Origin of the sequence: Bradyrhizobium cosmicum (assembly GCF_032290525.1) — a bacterium.
Lineage (GTDB): Bacteria > Pseudomonadota > Alphaproteobacteria > Rhizobiales > Xanthobacteraceae > Bradyrhizobium > Bradyrhizobium cosmicum_A.
The window spans coordinates 214,256-230,639 of record NZ_JASXTA010000015.1 but is presented as its reverse complement, the minus strand read 5'-3'; the positions used below and the strand labels follow the sequence as shown (position 1 = coordinate 230,639).

14 protein-coding genes are annotated in these 16,384 nt (G+C 65.1%); 10 read left to right on the top strand and 4 right to left on the bottom strand.

Features of this window, described 5'->3' with window-relative positions; translation table 11 throughout:
- Positions 1-190: 190 nt before the first annotated feature.
- Entirely contained in the window at positions 191-1,147 is a 957-nt protein-coding gene (locus tag QSV46_RS26070; RefSeq protein ID WP_314958197.1) for a LysR family transcriptional regulator, read from the bottom strand.
- A 98-nt stretch (positions 1,148-1,245) separates the two neighbouring features.
- Here QSV46_RS26070 and QSV46_RS26065 point away from each other — a divergent pair, with 98 nt between their 5' ends.
- The 6 genes from QSV46_RS26065 (at position 1,246) to recQ (ending at position 9,574) form a co-directional block, all read left to right on the top strand.
- Positions 1,246-2,424, top strand: a complete 1,179-nt coding sequence (locus QSV46_RS26065; protein WP_314958196.1) for an MFS transporter — start codon at positions 1,246-1,248, stop codon at positions 2,422-2,424.
- Between the two features lie 167 nt (positions 2,425-2,591).
- A complete protein-coding gene (locus QSV46_RS26060; RefSeq protein ID WP_314958195.1) occupies positions 2,592-4,166 on the top strand; it encodes an amidase family protein in 1,575 nt (524 codons plus the stop codon).
- Positions 4,167-4,417: 251 nt separating this feature from the next.
- On the top strand, positions 4,418-5,719 hold the full coding sequence (locus QSV46_RS26055) for an O-acetylhomoserine aminocarboxypropyltransferase/cysteine synthase family protein (RefSeq protein WP_314958194.1): 1,302 nt from the start codon (positions 4,418-4,420) through the stop codon (positions 5,717-5,719).
- Between the two features lie 12 nt (positions 5,720-5,731).
- On the top strand, positions 5,732-6,769 hold the full coding sequence (locus tag QSV46_RS26050) for a homoserine O-succinyltransferase (protein ID WP_314958193.1): 1,038 nt from the start codon (positions 5,732-5,734) through the stop codon (positions 6,767-6,769).
- Between the two features lie 63 nt (positions 6,770-6,832).
- A complete protein-coding gene (locus tag QSV46_RS26045) occupies positions 6,833-7,576 on the top strand; it encodes a polysaccharide deacetylase family protein (RefSeq protein ID WP_314958192.1) in 744 nt (247 codons plus the stop codon).
- 132 nt (positions 7,577-7,708) lie between these two features.
- The gene (gene recQ / locus QSV46_RS26040; RefSeq protein WP_314958191.1) at positions 7,709-9,574 is read left to right on the top strand and encodes a DNA helicase RecQ; all 1,866 of its coding nucleotides are present in this window, start codon (positions 7,709-7,711) and stop codon (positions 9,572-9,574) included.
- Positions 9,575-9,785: 211 nt separating this feature from the next.
- Here recQ and QSV46_RS26035 read toward each other — a convergent pair whose 3' ends face one another.
- Positions 9,786-10,799 (bottom strand): 1-aminocyclopropane-1-carboxylate deaminase, encoded by a 1,014-nt coding sequence (locus tag QSV46_RS26035; RefSeq protein WP_314958190.1) that lies wholly within the window; start codon positions 10,797-10,799, stop codon positions 9,786-9,788.
- Between the two features lie 164 nt (positions 10,800-10,963).
- On the opposite strand from QSV46_RS26035, the gene QSV46_RS26030 reads away from it, so the two are divergent.
- Positions 10,964-11,428 carry an Lrp/AsnC family transcriptional regulator gene (locus tag QSV46_RS26030; protein ID WP_314958211.1) on the top strand — a complete coding sequence of 155 codons (465 nt, stop codon included), beginning with the start codon at positions 10,964-10,966 and terminating at the stop codon, positions 11,426-11,428.
- Positions 11,429-11,509: 81 nt separating this feature from the next.
- The gene (locus QSV46_RS26025; protein ID WP_314958188.1) at positions 11,510-12,070 is read left to right on the top strand and encodes a carboxymuconolactone decarboxylase family protein; all 561 of its coding nucleotides are present in this window, start codon (positions 11,510-11,512) and stop codon (positions 12,068-12,070) included.
- A 13-nt stretch (positions 12,071-12,083) separates the two neighbouring features.
- Here QSV46_RS26025 and QSV46_RS26020 read toward each other — a convergent pair whose 3' ends face one another.
- On the bottom strand, positions 12,084-13,667 hold the full coding sequence (locus QSV46_RS26020; RefSeq protein ID WP_314958186.1) for a diguanylate cyclase: 1,584 nt from the start codon (positions 13,665-13,667) through the stop codon (positions 12,084-12,086).
- 504 nt (positions 13,668-14,171) lie between these two features.
- Between QSV46_RS26020 and QSV46_RS26015 the strand changes: the two genes are divergently transcribed.
- The gene (locus QSV46_RS26015) at positions 14,172-14,420 is read left to right on the top strand and encodes a hypothetical protein (RefSeq protein WP_314958185.1); all 249 of its coding nucleotides are present in this window, start codon (positions 14,172-14,174) and stop codon (positions 14,418-14,420) included.
- 9 nt (positions 14,421-14,429) lie between these two features.
- Here QSV46_RS26015 and QSV46_RS26010 read toward each other — a convergent pair whose 3' ends face one another.
- Positions 14,430-15,365, bottom strand: a complete 936-nt coding sequence (locus tag QSV46_RS26010; RefSeq protein ID WP_314958183.1) for an alpha/beta hydrolase — start codon at positions 15,363-15,365, stop codon at positions 14,430-14,432.
- A gap of 119 nt (positions 15,366-15,484) precedes the next feature.
- On the opposite strand from QSV46_RS26010, the gene QSV46_RS26005 reads away from it, so the two are divergent.
- Entirely contained in the window at positions 15,485-16,372 is an 888-nt protein-coding gene (locus tag QSV46_RS26005) for a branched-chain amino acid aminotransferase (RefSeq protein WP_314958181.1), read from the top strand.
- The last annotated feature ends 12 nt before the right edge of the window (positions 16,373-16,384 follow it).

The following is a 16,384-nucleotide window of genomic DNA, read 5'->3' as shown; positions in this document are numbered from 1 at the left end:
GAAAAGTTGGGGGGGTTGTAGGGTTTGTGATTTTGGTTTTAGCCGGGCGGGGGAAAACGGTAAACCGGGCGGTTTGCCCCCCAAGCCGCCCTCTCCCGGTCATAGAAATTGGTCTATGACGTCGGACCAAAGTTCCATTCCTGCTTCAGCCGGCAGAAGCCGTGCGCAGATAACGACAGGATAACGCCCTTTAAAATCCAACCACTCTCCACCTTCCATCCCCCGCGCGCTTCAGCGCCGGGTCGCTCACCCGCACATGCTCGGCGAGGAAGTCGATGAACGCGCGCACGCGTGCCGGGAGCGGGGCGGTGTGGCCCACATAGACCGCGTGGATGTCTTCGCGGTCGCCGGGATTGTAGCTTTGCAGCACCGGCACAAGACGGCCGGCCTCGATGTCGGGGCCGATGTGGAAGAGCGCGAGGCGGGCAAGGCCGACGCCGCCGAGACAGAGCCGGCGGGCGGCTTCGCCGTCGCTGGCACGCGCGACGGGCGGCGGCACGGCTTCTTCGGAGTGGTCGCCGCGCCTGAACGGCCAGCCGCGGATCGAGCGCGGGAAGGTCCAGCCGATGCCGCGGTGACTGGCGAGATCCGCTGGTGTCTTCGGCATGCCCCAGCGCGCCAGATAGTTCGGGGCGCCGACCACCACCATGCGGCTGGTGCCGAGCTTTCGCGCGACGAGACGTGAGGCCCGTAAGGGTCCGACGCGGATCGCGACGTCGGCGCGCTCCTGCATCAGGTCGATCAGCGTGTCGGTCAGCACGAGATCGAGCGTGACGTCGGGATGCCGTTCGAGGAAGCGCGGGATCAGCGGCATCACATGCAGCATGCCGAAGGGGATGTTGCTGTTGACCGTCAGGCGGCCGCGCGGCGCCGCGCCTGAAGCTGCCTCGCGCTCGGCTTCCTCCATCTCGCCGAGAATGCGCACGGCGCGCTGGTAGAAGGCCTGGCCTTCCTCCGTCAGCGTCAGCTTGCGCGTGGTGCGGTTGATCAGCCGCGAGCCGAGCCGCGCCTCCAGCCGCGAGATCAGTTTGCTGACGCCCGACGGCGTCAGGCGCAGTTTTCGTGCGGCTTGCGTGAATCCGCCGAGATCGACGACGCGGACGAAGACTTCCATCTCGGCCGAGCGGTTGGTATCGAAACGGGCCATGTTGAATTCATGTCACAAATGATTGGATTGCGGACATTCTAACGGTTTTGCCGCAGGGCGGCTATCTGCGGGGCTCGTCTCATTCATTGGAGCCACGCATGCCTCCCGCCGTTCTCGCGCTCACCGCCGGTGCCTTCGGTATCGGCACTACCGAATTCATCATCATGGGCCTGCTGCTCCAGGTCGCCGCCGACATGCATGTCTCCGTGCCGGTCGCGGGCCTGCTGATCTCCGGCTATGCGCTCGGCGTCTTCGTCGGCGCGCCGGTCCTGACGCTGGCGACGCGGCGGATGCCGCGGAAAGCGGTGCTGCTGGCACTGATGGCGATCTTCACGCTCGGCAATGCCGCCTGCGCGCTGGCGCCGAACTACGAATTGCTGATGGCGGCGCGCGTCCTGACCTCGCTGGCGCACGGCACGTTCTTCGGCGTCGGCTCGGTGGTGGCGACCAGCCTCGTTGCCGAGGACAAGCGCGCCTCCGCCATTGCCACCATGTTCATCGGCCTGACGGTCGCAACCCTGTTAGGGGTGCCCTTCGGCGCCTGGTTCGGGCTGATGCTCGGCTGGCGCGCGGCGTTCTGGGCGGTGACCGCCATTGGCGTGGTCGCGTTCGCGGTGGTGGCGGCGCTCGTGCCCAGCCACGTCGGCAAGGACGACAAGCCGATCTCGCTCGCCGAGGAAATCGCGGTGCTCGGCCGCCCGCAGGTGCTGCTCGGCCTCGCCATGACCGTGTTCGGCTTTGCCGGCCTGTTCGTCGTCTTCACCTATATCCAGCCGATCCTGACCCGCTTCACCGGCTTTTCGGAAGCCGCGGTGTCGCCGATCCTGCTGGTGTTCGGGGCGGGACTTGCGATCGGCAATGTCGCCGGCGGCAAACTTGCCGATCGCGGCCTTGCGCGCGCCCTGATCGGCACGCTCGCCGCGCTCGCCATCGTGCTGCTCGGCCTCGCCGCGGTGTTGTCGGTCAAGATACCCGCCATTGCGCTGATCCTGTTGCTCGGCATCGCCGCCTTTGCGACCGTCGCGCCGCTGCAGCTCCGCGTGCTGGAAGCCGCTGGCCCCAGCGGCCGCACGCTCGCCTCCAGCCTCAACATCGCCGCGTTCAATCTCGGTAATGCGCTCGGCGCTTGGGCCGGAGGCGTCGCCATCGACCGTGGTCTCGCTCTCTCCGCGCTGCCGCTGGTCGCAGCGGGCATTACGGCGGTCGGCCTTGTGCTGGCGCTGTGGAGCCTGCGGCTCGATCGCACGGTCGCGGTCGCGGCTTGCCCGGCGGAATGAGAAGGCGCAGGCGGATCGCGGCTCGACAAAAAAGCCGCGATCGTGTCGCGATTCCCGCCGGAAGGCGCCCGTGACAGGGCGCCGCGACAACGCGCCATGCAGAAACGCGCCTGTACACGCTCGCGTGACCTCCATAACCTCCGCCGCGCAATTTCAGGAGACGCGACGTGGCGAAGAAGACGGCGACCAAGAAAACTGCTTCGAAGAAGGCAGCCAAGACCTCGAGCAAGGCGAGCACTGCCCGCAAGGGGGCCGCTGCGAAAGCGAAGACGACGCCTGCGAAATCAGTGAAGGCGCCGCGCAAGCCGGCTGGGGCACGCCGACCGAAGGGCCTGGTCTGGCAATGGTCTGCGGTCGACACCGCGGCCGCGATCCGCTCCGGCGCAATCTCCGCCGTCGAGACGGTCGAAGCGCAACTTGAACGGATGCGCGCCGTCAATCCGAAGCTGAACGCGGTCGTCGTCGATCTTTCGGAGGAGGCGCTGGCAGCGGCGCGTGCGGCCGACAAGCAGCGCGCCAGGGGCGGCGAACTCGGCCTCCTGCACGGCGTGCCCATCACCATCAAGGAGAACGTCGATTACGAGAGCCGTCCCAATTTCAACGGCGTTCCCGCCAACAAGGATTTGATCGCGCCGTCGGATTCGCCCGTTGTCCGCAACCTGAAGAAGGCCGGCGCGATCGTCATCGGCCTCACCAACACGCCGGAATTCTCCTTCCGCGGCTTCACCGACAACCCCCTGCACGGGCTGACGCTCAATCCCTGGGACCCTGACATCACCTGCGGCGGCTCGTCGGGCGGCGCGGGCTCGGCGGTCGCCGCCGGCATCGGCACCATCGCCCATGGCAACGATATCGGTGGTTCGTTGCGCTGGCCGGCGCATTGCAATGGCGTTGCCACCATCAAGCCGACGCAGGGCCGCATCCCGGCTTTCAACGGAAGCGCCGTGGCCGAGCGGCCGATGCTGGCGCATCTGATGTCGGCGCAGGGCCCGCTTGCCCGCCATGTGGCCGACGTCCGCCTCGCGTTGGAGGCGATGAGCCAGCGCGATCCGCGCGATCCATGGTGGGTGCCGGCGCCGCTGGCCGGACCGAAGCCGAAGGGGCCGATCAAGGTCGCGCTGGCCAAGATCCCGGAGGACATGGACGTTGATCCGTCCGTCGCCGCCGCACTGCGCCAGGCCGCCGATCATCTCGAGCGCTCCGGCTATCGCGTCACCGAGGTCGACGTGCCCGACATCAACGGCGTCTGGCAGACCTGGTGCGACATCATCACCAACGAGACGGTGGTGATGCAGGAGGCCGGCATGCTGAAGGTGACGTCCGAGGACTTCCACAAGGCCTGGGGCGGCATGAAGACCAAGGCCAATGTGCTCGATCTCAAGGCCTGGATGCAGGCGACCGCCGCGCGCAACGGCCATATCCGGGCCTGGCAGTTGTTCTTCGAGGACTATCCGGTGGTGCTGGCGCCGACCACGGTGAAGCCGACGCCGGGGCCGCGCGACGACGCCATCAGCGCCGAGCGCGTGAAGGAGATCTTCTGGGGCGAGATCCGCTTCATCTCCGCCATCAATGTGCTGGGCCTGCCCGGCGCGGTGGTGCCGGTGGCGTTGCATGACGGCAAGCCGATCGGCGTGCAGCTCATCGCGGGACGCTACCGCGAGGACCTTGCGCTCGATGCGGCGGCCGCGATCGAGAAGCGCGCCGGTGTGCTTACCCATCGGCTGTGGGAACAGATGGACTGACAGAACGCGAAGATCTCACCTTCTCCCCTTGCGCCAGGGGAGAAGGCAGCCACTCAGCCGGCTGGGAAACTTCATTCATCCAAATTGACTCGAATTTTAGCCAATTCACCAACAATCATTAGGGTTACTTCCTCGATCTCTATGCGAATTATTGTCCGCTTTACCGCCGGCCTCTAACAGAGGAACGGCGGAGAACGCACATGCCTCATACAGGCCAATAAGTGCGGCCCGCTCCACGCGGAGGTGGCACGATGCGCAACGAGACGATCGCTATTCACGCCGGCTACGAGCCCGAAGCCACCACGCACGCGGTCGCCGTACCGATCTACCAGACCGCAGCCTACGCCTTCGACAGCGCCGATCATGGCGCAGCCCTGTTCAACCTCGAAGCCGAAGGCTATCGCTACAGCCGCATCGCCAATCCGACCAGCGCCGTGCTGGAGAAGCGTATCGCCCAGCTCGAAGGCGGCGTCGGCGCGCTCGCGGTCGCAACCGGCCAGGCCGCGCTGCACTTCGCCTTCGTCAACGTCGCCGATCACGGCGGCAACATCGTTTCGGTGCCGCAGCTCTACGGCACCACGCACACGCTGCTCTCGCACATCCTGCCGCGCCAGGGCATCACCGGCCGCTTCGCCGAGAGCGACAAGCCCGAGGCGATCGAGCGGCTGATCGACGAGAACACCCGCGCCGTGTTCGCCGAGACCATCGGCAATCCCGCCGGCAATGTCTGCGACATCGAGGCGCTGGCGAAAATCGCGCACGCGCATGGCGTGCCGCTGATCGTCGACAACACGGTTGCGACCCCGATCCTGCTCAAGCCGTTCGACTATGGCGCCGACATCGCCGTGCACTCGCTGACCAAGTTCCTGGGCGGCCACGGCACCACGCTCGGCGGCGCCATTGTCGATTCCGGCAACTTCCCCTGGGCCAAATACGCCGATCGCTTCCCGGGCTATAACAAGCCGGATGCCTCCTATCACGGCCTCGTCTACGCCGAGCGCTTTGGCAAGACCGCCTATATCGAGCGCGCGCGCAGCATCTATCAGCGCACCATGGGTTCGGTGCTGTCGCCGTTCAACGCCTTCCTGCTGCTCCAGGGTATCGAGACTGTGGCATTGCGCATGGAACGCCACTGCGAGAACGCCCGCAAGGTCGCCGAATTCCTGCGCAAGGATCCACGCGTTGCCTGGGTCAACTACACCGGCTTCCCGGACAGCCCATATTATCCGCTGGTGCAAAAGTACCTGAATGGCAACGCCTCCTCGCTGTTCACCTTTGGCATCAAGGGCGGCATGGAGGCCGGCAAGACCTTCTACGACGCACTGAAGCTGATCACGCGCCTAGTCAACATCGGTGACGCGAAGTCGCTGGCCTGCCATCCGGCCTCGACCACGCACCGGCAGATGTCGGCGGAGCAGCAGCGCGTCGCCGGCGTGCTGCCGGAGACGATCCGCCTCTCGATCGGCATCGAGCATTCCGCAGACATCATCGAGGACATCGACCAGGCGCTGGAGAAGGCCTGCCCGTCCGCGCGCCTCCAGGCCGCGGAGTAGGCGATCCCGCCGATGACGATCTTGATCGACAGGGATCAAGGCATAACGAGCCCGACGCTGGTGCCGGGCGAGGGCGATCTCGCGCGCGACCACGCCGACCTCACCATCGGCCTGATCAACAACATGCCGGACCCGGCATTGAAGGCGACCGAGCGGCAGTTCATGAAGCTGCTTCAGGCCGCCGCCGGTCCGCGCCGCATCCGCTTCCACTGCTTCTCGCTGCCCTCGGTGAAGCGCTCGCCGGAAGCGAAGTGGCATATCGAGAGTGAATATTCCGACCTCACCGAGCTCAGGCGCCACAGGTTCGACGGCCTGATCGTGACCGGCGCCGAGCCGGTCACGCCCGAACTCGACCAGGAACCATACTGGCGCGATCTCACCGAGCTGATCGACTGGGCCAAGGTCAACACGCGCTCGACGATCTGGTCGTGCCTTGCCGCACATGCGGCGGTGCTTCATCTCGACCGCATCAAACGGCGGCGGCTTCCGGCCAAATGTCACGGCATCTTCGACTGCGAGGCCGTGGCCGACGATCCGCTGACGCGCGCCGCGCCCGCGCCGCTCAAGGTCTCGCATTCGCGCCTGAACGAGATCGCCGAGAGCGACCTCGCGCGGGCCGGCTACCAGGTGCTGACGCGTTCGGCAAAGGCCGGCGTCGATATCTTCGTCCGACAATATGCCAGCCGCTTCGTGTTCTTCCAGGGGCACCCGGAATACGACGCGCTGTCGCTCCAGCGCGAATATCTGCGCGACATCGGCCGCTATCTCGCACGCGAGCGCGAGACCTATCCGCAGCTGCCCGTGAGTTATTTTGACGCAGCGACCGAAGAGAAGCTCAATCGCTTCGAAAAGAAGGCGTCCCACCAGTGCCACCCAGCGCTGACCAACGAACTGCCGGCGCTGAATTTGCGCACCGACATCGCCGTCGGCAGCGCCGCGGCGGCACTTTTCCGCAACTGGCTGCAATATCTCGGTGCGGAGGCCGATACGTCGGTCCGCGCGCGCCAGGCGAAGGGCGTTGGCTCCGCGTTAGGATTACCCATGCGTTAGGCTTGCCTCAACCAGCGCGCGAATGTTTCAGTAGAGAAACACAGAATCACGGGAAACGCAGTTGTGTGGTCGGCACTCCAGGGACGCATGAGCAATCGGCTTGCCCGGCATTTCCGGGCCGCGCCGCACCGGTTGCCTGCACTTGCGCCGATGGTGAGCTTCACCTTCGACGATGCCCCCGATAGCGCCGCAGGCGAGGGCGCCGAGCTTCTGGAACGGCATGGCGGCCGCGGCACGTTCTACCTCGCCGGCAGCCTGATCGACCGTCCCTCGGATCACTGGCACGGCCTGTCGAATGACGCGATCGTGCGGCTTCACCGGACCGGTCACGAGATCGCCTGCCACACGTTCTCGCACCAGAGCTCGGCCGATCTCGACGAGGCCGCCATGGCGCAAGAGATCGAGCGGAACCGCAATTATTTCCGCGGCATCGATTCGTCGATCGTGCTGGAGAACTTCGCCTATCCCTATGGAATCGCGTCGGTCTGGCGCAAGCCACAGCTCGCAAAGGCCTTCCGTTCTGCGCGCGGCATCCTTCCCGGCGTCAATCGCGATGTGATCGATCTCCAGTTCTTGCGCGCCTCGCCCCTGGTCAATTACGAGATCGATGCGGTGGGCGTCGATCGCTATTTCGATGAAGCGGTCGCGAGCGGCGGATGGCTGATCTTCTACAGCCATGACGTCGTCGATGCGCCGAGCCCCTATGGCTGCACGCCGCACCTGATGCGCCACGCGCTGGAGGCGGCCGGGAAGCGCAGCATGCCGATCGTGACCGTCGCAGAGGCGTTGCGACGGATCGGCGCGTAGCTTTCTTACCTCTCCCCGCAAGAACGGAGAGAGGGAGAGAAAGCAGCGGTGCAAGTCTCCAAACGGTCTTGCCACGCCCGCGCCAGCATGCGACTGGCCTTGTGACGAATCCCACAGCCCTCCGACACGCCCATGAATGCCCCTTCCACTGCCCCGCTGCCTGCGCCGGCCAACGGCCGCGACGCGCTGTCGGTGTTGCATTCGGTGTTCGGCCTGCCGGGGTTCCGCGGCGCTCAAGGTGAGATCATCCGGCACGTCACGGACGGCGGCAATTGCCTGGTCTTGATGCCGACCGGCGGCGGCAAGTCGTTGTGCTATCAACTGCCGTCACTGCTGCGCGAGGGCTGCGGCATCGTGGTGTCGCCGCTGATCGCGCTGATGCGCGACCAGGTCGCCGGCCTGATCGAGGCCGGCGTCAACGCCGCGGCGCTGAACTCGTCGCTGACACCCCAGGAAGCTTCCGACATCGAGCGCCGCCTGGTCGCCGGCGATCTCGATCTGCTCTATGTCGCGCCGGAACGCCTGGTCACACCGCGCTGCCTGTCGATGTTGGCGCAGGCCAAGGTGGCGCTGTTCGCCATCGACGAGGCCCATTGCGTCTCGCAATGGGGCCACGATTTCCGACCTGAATATGTCGGCCTTTCCATCATCGCCGAACGCTTTCCGAACGTGCCGCGCATCGCGCTGACCGCGACGGCCGACGAGCTGACGCGCAAGGAGATCGTCGAGCGGCTGAAGCTTGCGGACAGCCCGCAATTCGTCTCCAGCTTCGACCGCCCCAACATCCGCTACGAGATCGTCGACAAGCGCAACGCGGTGTCGCAGCTCAAGGAATTCATCCGGGAGCGTCATGCCGGCGATGCCGGCGTGGTCTATTGCCTGTCGCGCAACCGCGTCGAGGAAGTCGCCGCCGCGCTTGACGATGCCGGCATCGCCGCGCTGCCGTATCACGCCGGGCTCGACAGCAGCGTACGTTCGCGCAACCAGGACCGTTTCCTCAACGAGGACGGCATCGTCATCGTCGCGACCATCGCCTTCGGCATGGGCATCGACAAGCCCGACGTGCGCTTCGTTGCCCATCTCGACCTGCCCAAGAGCATCGAGGCCTACTACCAGGAGACGGGGCGAGCGGGACGCGACGGCAGGCCGTCCGCGGCGTGGATGGCTTATGGGCTCTCTGACATCGTGCAACAGCGCCGGATGATCGACGAGTCCAGCGGCTCCGAGGAGTTCAAACGCATCTCGATCCGGAAACTCGACGCTCTGGTCGGGCTCGCCGAGACGGCACAGTGCCGGCGCAAACGGCTGTTAGGCTATTTCGGCGAGAGTGCGCACGGCGAGACCTGCGGCAATTGCGACAACTGCCTGACGCCGCCAAAGATGCGCGACGGCAAGGTGCTGGCGCAAAAGCTGCTCTCCTGCACTTATCGCACCGGGCAGCGTTTCGGCGCGATGCACCTGATCGACGTGCTGATCGGACGGCTGACCGAGAAGGTGACGCAGTTCGGCCATGACAAGCTGTCGGTGTTCGGCATCGGGCGCGAGCTCAACGAGAAGCAGTGGCGTACCGTGCTTCGGCAGCTGGTCGCGATGGGCTATCTGCAGAGCGACAGCGAGGCCTATGGCGCACTGAAGCTGACGGATGCCGCGCGCGGCGTGTTGCGCGGCGAGACCGAGGTGTGGTTGCGCGAGGAAGCGCCGGGCACGCGTGTTCGCGCGAGCCGGACAAAGTCCCGTCGTGGTGATCTCGCGCCGGCGACGAATGCGCCGCAAGGCGATGTCGATCCCGAATTGCGCGCGCGGTTGCGGTCCTGGCGTTCGGACATCGCACGCGAGCGCGGCGTGCCGGCCTATGTGGTGCTGCACGATGCCACCATCGACGGTATCGTCCGGGCCTGGCCGACCACGCTGGATGAACTCCGCAACGTCCCCGGCATCGGCGACAAGAAGCTGGAGCATTACGGCGACGAGTTGTTGCGGATCGTACGGGCGCGGTAGGGCGGCGATCTTTCCACGCAGTCATCCCGGACAAGCGCAGCGAAGCGGAGCGCAGATCCGGGATCCATACCGTGTGATTTATCGATTACGATCGGTAGGAGTACCGAACGGCAAGTCTTCGCCGAACATCTCCCTGTGGCTATGGGTCCCGGATCTGCGCTTACGCTTGTCCGGGACGACAGCGGAGTGGAGGCGCGTGGTGCGGCCTACCTCAACCGTTCCGGAACGCATACCCATAGCCGTTGAGCGCCGGCGCGCCGCCGAGATGGGCATAGAGAATCTTTGCGCCCTTCTCGAAATGGCCCTTCTGGGTCAGGTCGATCAGGCCCTGCATCGATTTGCCTTCATAGACGGGGTCGGTGATCATGGCTTCGAGGCGGGCGGTCAGGCGGATCGCTTCCTTGGTTTCTTCCGACGGCACGCCGTAGGCGGGATAGGCGTAGTCCTCGATCAGGACGACATCGTCGGCGACGAGGTCCTTGCCGAGCTCGACGAGCTTGGCCGTGTTCTGCGCGATCGAGAGCACCTGCGCCTTGGTCTGCGCCGGCGTGAACGAGGCGTCGATGCCGATCACCCTGCGGGCGCGGCCGTCGGCGGCGAAGCCGACCAGCATGCCGGCGTGGGTCGAGCCGGTCACGGTGCAGACGATGATGTAATCGAACTTGAAGCCGAGCTCGGCTTCCTGCTTGCGCACTTCCTCGGCGAAACCGACATAGCCGAGCCCGCCATATTTGTGCACGGACGCACCGGCGGGGATCGCGTAGGGCTTGCCGCCCGCCGCCTTCACTTCCTCGATCGCCTGCTCCCAGCTCTTGCGGATGCCGATATCGAAGCCGTCGTCGACCAGGCGGACGTCGGCGCCCATGATGCGCGAGAGCATGATGTTGCCGACGCGGTCATAGACGGCATCCTCGTGCGGCACCCAGGCTTCCTGCACCAGGCGGCACTTCATGCCGATCTTGGCCGCGACGGCGGCGATCATGCGGGTGTGGTTGGACTGCACGCCGCCGATCGAGACCAGCGTGTCGGCGTTGGAGGCGATCGCATCGGGAATAATGTATTCGAGCTTGCGCAACTTGTTGCCGCCATAGGCGAGGCCGGAATTGCAGTCCTCGCGCTTGGCATAGATCTCGACATTGCCGCCGAGATGTTTTGACAGCCGCTCCAGCTTCTCGATGGGCGTCGGGCCAAAGGTCAGCGGATAGCGCGCGAATTTTTCCAGCATGGTCAGGTCATCCCGATTGGCGGTTGGTGTCCGGCACTTGGCTAGCATCGATGCGAAAAAATGTGCTCTCAAATATTGCGGGTATGCTGCGCGCTTTCTTGCGCTGATCGGGTCTATCTCTCATAATTCTTCCAATATTTGCCACGTGCATGAAAGTTTCTTCCATGGCCGCCCGGCTCGACCGCATCGACCTTAAGATATTGAGATTGCTTCAGAATAGCGGCCGACTCAGCAATGCTGAGCTGGCCGGAACGGTCGCTATCAGCCCTGCTACCTGCCACCGCCGCACCCAGCGCCTGTTCGAAGACGGGTTCATCGCCAGTGTGCGCGCGATGGTCGCCCCCAAGAAGGTGGCGAAGGGGACGCTGGTCATGGTCGGCGTCGTGCTGGATCGCTCGACGCCGGAGAGCTTTGCCATCTTCGAGCAGGCGATCACCAAACTGAAATTCGTGCTCGACTGCCACCTCGTCGCCGGCGACTTCGACTACTTCCTGAAGATCCGCGTCGGCGACATGGAGGATTTCAACCGCATCCATGGCGAGCAGCTGATCGCGCTGCCCGGCGTCCGCCAGACCCGCACCTTCTTCGTGATGAAGGAAGTCATCGACAACGCGCCGCTGGAGTTTTGAGCAAGTCCGTCACGGCAACTTCACTTGCCTTGCGAGCGCATGCAGGTGACGGTTGCGTCTTCTCAACGAGGAGATCCTGCCGTGCGCCTTCCCATTCTCGATCCGAAAGATCTGACCGAAGAACAGAAGCCGCTCTATGACGACATGCGAGCCGGCATCAAGGACCACTTCAAGGGCTTTGTGAACATGCGCGACGACGGCGCGCTGCTCGGGCCCTGGAATCCCTGGCTCCGCGAGCCGCGTTTCGGCAAGCCGGTATGGGAACTGGTCAAGGCGATCGCATCGAACCCGCTGCTGCCGGCGCCGGTGCGCGAGGTCGCGATCCTCGTCACCGGCTCGCATTTCCGCTCCGGCTACGAGCTCTACGCCCATGTGCTGGTGGCCGAGCAGCGCGGGCTCTCCGACGAGAAGCTCGCGACCATCGTGGCCGGACAGCGGCCGGTGGATCTCACCAAGCAGGAGGCCGTCGCCTACGACGTGGCCTCGGCGCTGGTGAGCGGCGGCGTGCTGCCTGAGCTGACCTATCGGGCGGCCGTGAAGGAGTTCGGCGAGCACGGCGCGGCCGAGCTGTCCTATCTCGTCGGCGTCTATTGCATGGTCTCTGTGACGCTCAATACCTTCGACGTGCCGGTGCCGGAATAGACGTACGGAGCGATCACTCCGCCGCCTTGTTCAGGGGCGGCGGGGGCGACCAGGCGACGCAGCGGTTGCGGCCTTCGGCTTTGGCCTGGTAGAGCGCGTGATCGGCCGCGCTCATCAAGGCGTCGATGCCGGACATGCTGACGCTTGCTTCCGCAATACCGATGCTCACGGTGACGCCGAACTGAACCTCAGTGGCGGCGATGTGCGAGTTCATCACGCGCTTGCGGATGCGCTCGGCCACCGTCCTGGCCCGCGACAGGCTGGTCTCGGGCAGCAGAATCGCAAACTCCTCGCCCCCGAGGCGGCCGACGATGTCCGATTTGCGCTTGCCATCGAGGCATGCGGCCGCCACCGCCCTGATCGCGGCGTCGCCGACCGCGTGGCCGTAGCGGTCGTTGACCGATTTGAAATGATCGATGTCGAGCATCAGGACAGAAACCGAGCGGTAATAGCGCTGGAAGCGGCTCCATTCCGCATCGAGAGAATCGAGGAAGTGGCGGCGATTGTAGAGGCCGGTGAGCGGATCGGTGGTCGCGAGCGTCTCCAGCATCGCGGCCTTTTGCGTCAGATCGGTGATGTCGACATAGGTCAGCATGCGACCGCCATTCGACATCGTGGTGCAGTGGGCCCTGATGCGCCGCCCATCCGGAGTCTGGAGGTCGCGCACATGATCTCCGGCCTTGACCTCGGCGACGCGTTTGACGGGAAACTTCGCCAGTTCGTTCATCGGCAGTCCCGGCGCGCTCGCGCGCTGCGCCCGGCTCACCAGGGATGCGTAGGTCGGGTGGCCGGCGGCCTCCTGCTCACTCACCTCCCAGAATCGCCGCATGCGCCGGTTCATGAAGCTGGCGTTGAGATCGCGGTCGAGCAACAGCACGCCGTCTTCGACGTTCTCGAGCGCGTCGCGCAGCAATTTCAGCTCGTCGGAATAGCGCACGATGTCGGTGACGGGCGTATAGGTCAGCATCCGTCCGCCGTCAGGCAGCGGCGTGCATTGCATGCGAACGACGTCGCCGCCGGTGCGGCGCAGGTCACGCGGTGAGGCGTCACCCGCCTGCACGTGACGCACGCGCTCGGCTACATAAGCCTCCAGCTCCGCGGGCGGAATTTCGTAGGCCAGCGTGTCGCGGCCATGATGCATCAGCGTCACGAAAGACGGATTGCTGTTGGCGACGTCGTCCGGCAACAGCCACATCCGCCGGAACGCGCGGTTGATCAACTGGGCACGAAGATTGGCATCCAGCAGCACGATGCCGAGCGGGACGAAATCGAGCGCCGCGCGCAGCGCGAGCATCTGTCCGCGCATCAGCTGGTCGGCACGCCGCTCCTGATCGTCCGCGGCCTTCGGCTCGACATGATCTTCCGCTCCGAGCGCAACGCCGACCTGACGGTCCGACCGCCAGAGCACACGGCAGGAGAGGATCTCCTGGCTTGCGAGCCGGAGCTGGAACTCGTCGGGCACGCCGACGCTGCTCTGCATCTCCAGCGTCGCGCCATCCTCGGTCATCCGGCGGACGACGCAATCGATGGTCGACTGACCGAAGTTGAAGATGATCTTGCCGGCGAGGAACGTTCGTTCCGATACCAAGCGGGGCATTCTCAACCTCCCAAGCGAAACTGGCTCAGTTTGCCGCAAGCTTATTTGCCGAGAGGTAAGGCGATGGGCGATTGCGCGAGAGGGCTAACAATTGGTTCACGCGTCAGGTGCCGCGTATGGCAGCACTGAAACGTGAAAACTCCTTCATGATCAATGACAGGCGATTGCGGCCGTTGCGCCAATATCCGTGAAAATGCGGAAGCCGCGCTTTACCGAACATCCACCACGACCCCAGTCAGTCGCGCACGGCGTAAAGCTGAGTCCGCAGCGTGACCTAGCGGGACGACAGCGCGCCCAAGCGATGCGAGTGGCTATGCCGGGACACGTGGCAATCCGACGCGCGGCGATTTGATGGCGGAACCAGCGCTAGGAATGTGGTCGTTCGCGTGGCCAGGTGCTATCGGCAAGCGATGGACTGCACGGATGTGCGCGGCTACTCTGCCGTGATCGCACTAACACGCTAACCGGCCAGAGTGCAGGCCGGACAATGGAAGGACATCAGCCATGAACACGTCACGCCGCATTCTGCTCACTGGTCTGGCTGGGCTCGCTGTTGCTCCGACTGCCGTGGCGGCTAGCGTGCCGTCGTCCGAGCCTGGCGACGTGACGGTCGCCGAAGAGAGCTTCGCGCGCACGATTGCAGCCGCCCATGCGCCCGACGTTACCTGCGCACGGCAGGCCGAACGCTATGCGGATGCGCATTGGCCCGAATATGTCGTGGCAGCGCGCGCAGTGCTCGGCGCAAGAGTGTGATCCGCGCGCTTATTTTTCCACCGCCCGCCTGACCTGTTCGCCGATCTGCGACAGTACGAGCTGCGCCTGCGGCAGGATCGCGCCCATGGCGTGGAAATTGTGGATCATGCCGTCGTGGCAGACGTGCTCGACCGCGACTCCGGCGGCGAGCAGCTTGCGTGCATAGGCATTGCCCTCGTCGCGCATCGGATCGAATTCAGCGGTGTGGATGATCGCGGTCGGCAGGCCCGCAAGTCGCGTCGCGCGGAGAGGCGAGATGCGGGGATCGGCGGCGTCGATGCCGTCGGGCAGGTAGTCGGAAAGATCCGCTTCGATGGTGACGCGGTCGATCAGGTGGCCTTCGGCGAATTCCTCGCGCGAGGGTGAGGTCTCTTCGAAATCCAGCACCGGACAGATCAGGCACTGCGCGACGATGGAAAGCCCGGCACGGCGCGCCGCCTCCTGGCACACGATCGCAGCCAGCGTGGCGCCGGCGGAGTCGCCGCCGACCACGAGACGTTCGGCGTCGATGCCGAGGGAGGAAGCTTCGCGCGCCACCCATTCGGTGGCCGCAATCGCGTCGTCCACGGCGGCCGGATATTTGTGCTCGGGTGCCAGCCGGTAGTCGACCGAGACCAGCCGGCAGCCGGTCGCATGCGCCAGCGCCGCTGCGATGCGGTCATGCGTGGCGATGCTGCCGGCGACCAAGCCACCGCCGTGAAAGAAGATAAAGCCCGGAACACGTTCGTCGGCGGACGCGGTCGAATAGAGCCGATAGGACAGTTCGCCGCCGGGCCCGGGCAGCATGCCGTCGGAGACCGTCACGTCCGGCGCATCAGCGCGCGCGAACTGCATCAGCTTCGCCAGCGACTGTCGCCGCGCCTCCACGCTTGGCCGGCTTCGCGCCTGCGGCGCGGCCGCCGCCATCATGGTCAACAAACGCTTTGCGAGCGGATCGAGCGGCATATTGCTTCCTTCTCCCTTGCAGGGAAGGATAACCCACCCTTATCTCCGCAGGGAATCATTTAGAACTTGCGACCAATAGTGGCGCCCTATTGCGGCGTCACGCCCAAGGGAGGCCGGTCATGGCCGAGATCAGGAAGCCGATCGAATATTCGCCGAGCTGGACCTTCTTCGAAGGCAAGTGGCACGACGGCAACGTGCCGATCATGGGCCCGCGCACGCATGCGGCCTGGCTCGGATCGGTCGTGTTCGACGGCGCGCGTGCGTTCGAAGGCGTCGCGCCCGATCTCGATCGTCACGTTGGCCGCGCCAATCAATCGGCGATCAGTTTTGGCCTGAAGCCGGTGGTTGACGCCGGCACCTGGCTCACGCTTGCAAGGGAAGGCATCGCCCGCTTCGCGGCGAATGCCGAGCTCTATGTCCGTCCGATGTACTGGGCGCAGAACGGCTCGGGCGGCGGCGTGCTGTTCGACCCTGAAACCACCAATTGGTGCCTGTGCATCTATGAGGCGCCGATGCCGAAGCCCGTCGGCAACGCGATCACGCTGTCGCCGTTCCGCAGGCCCACGGCCGAATGCGCGCCGGTCGAAGCCAAGGCCGCCTGCCTCTATCCGAACAATTCGCGCGCGCTCGCGGAAGCCGTCTCGCGCGGCTACCAGAACGCGCTGATGCTCGACATGCTCGGCAACGTCGCCGAGTTTGGCAATTCCAACGTGTTCATGGCCAGGGATGGCGTGGTCTATACGCCGGTGCCGAACGGCACATTCCTGAACGGCATCACCCGTCAGCGCGTGATCAGCCTGCTTCGCGGCGACGGCGTCACCGTGGTCGAGAAGACGCTGCGCTACGCCGACTTCCTCGCCGCCGACGAGATTTTTTCAACCGGCAATTTCGCGAAGGTCGCGCCCGTGATCCGCATCGACGAGCGCGAGCTCAAGCCGGGACCGTTCTACACCAAGGCGCGAAACCTTTATTGGGACTTCGCGCATACGGTGAAGCTGGCGGCTTAAGCAGGCGCATAC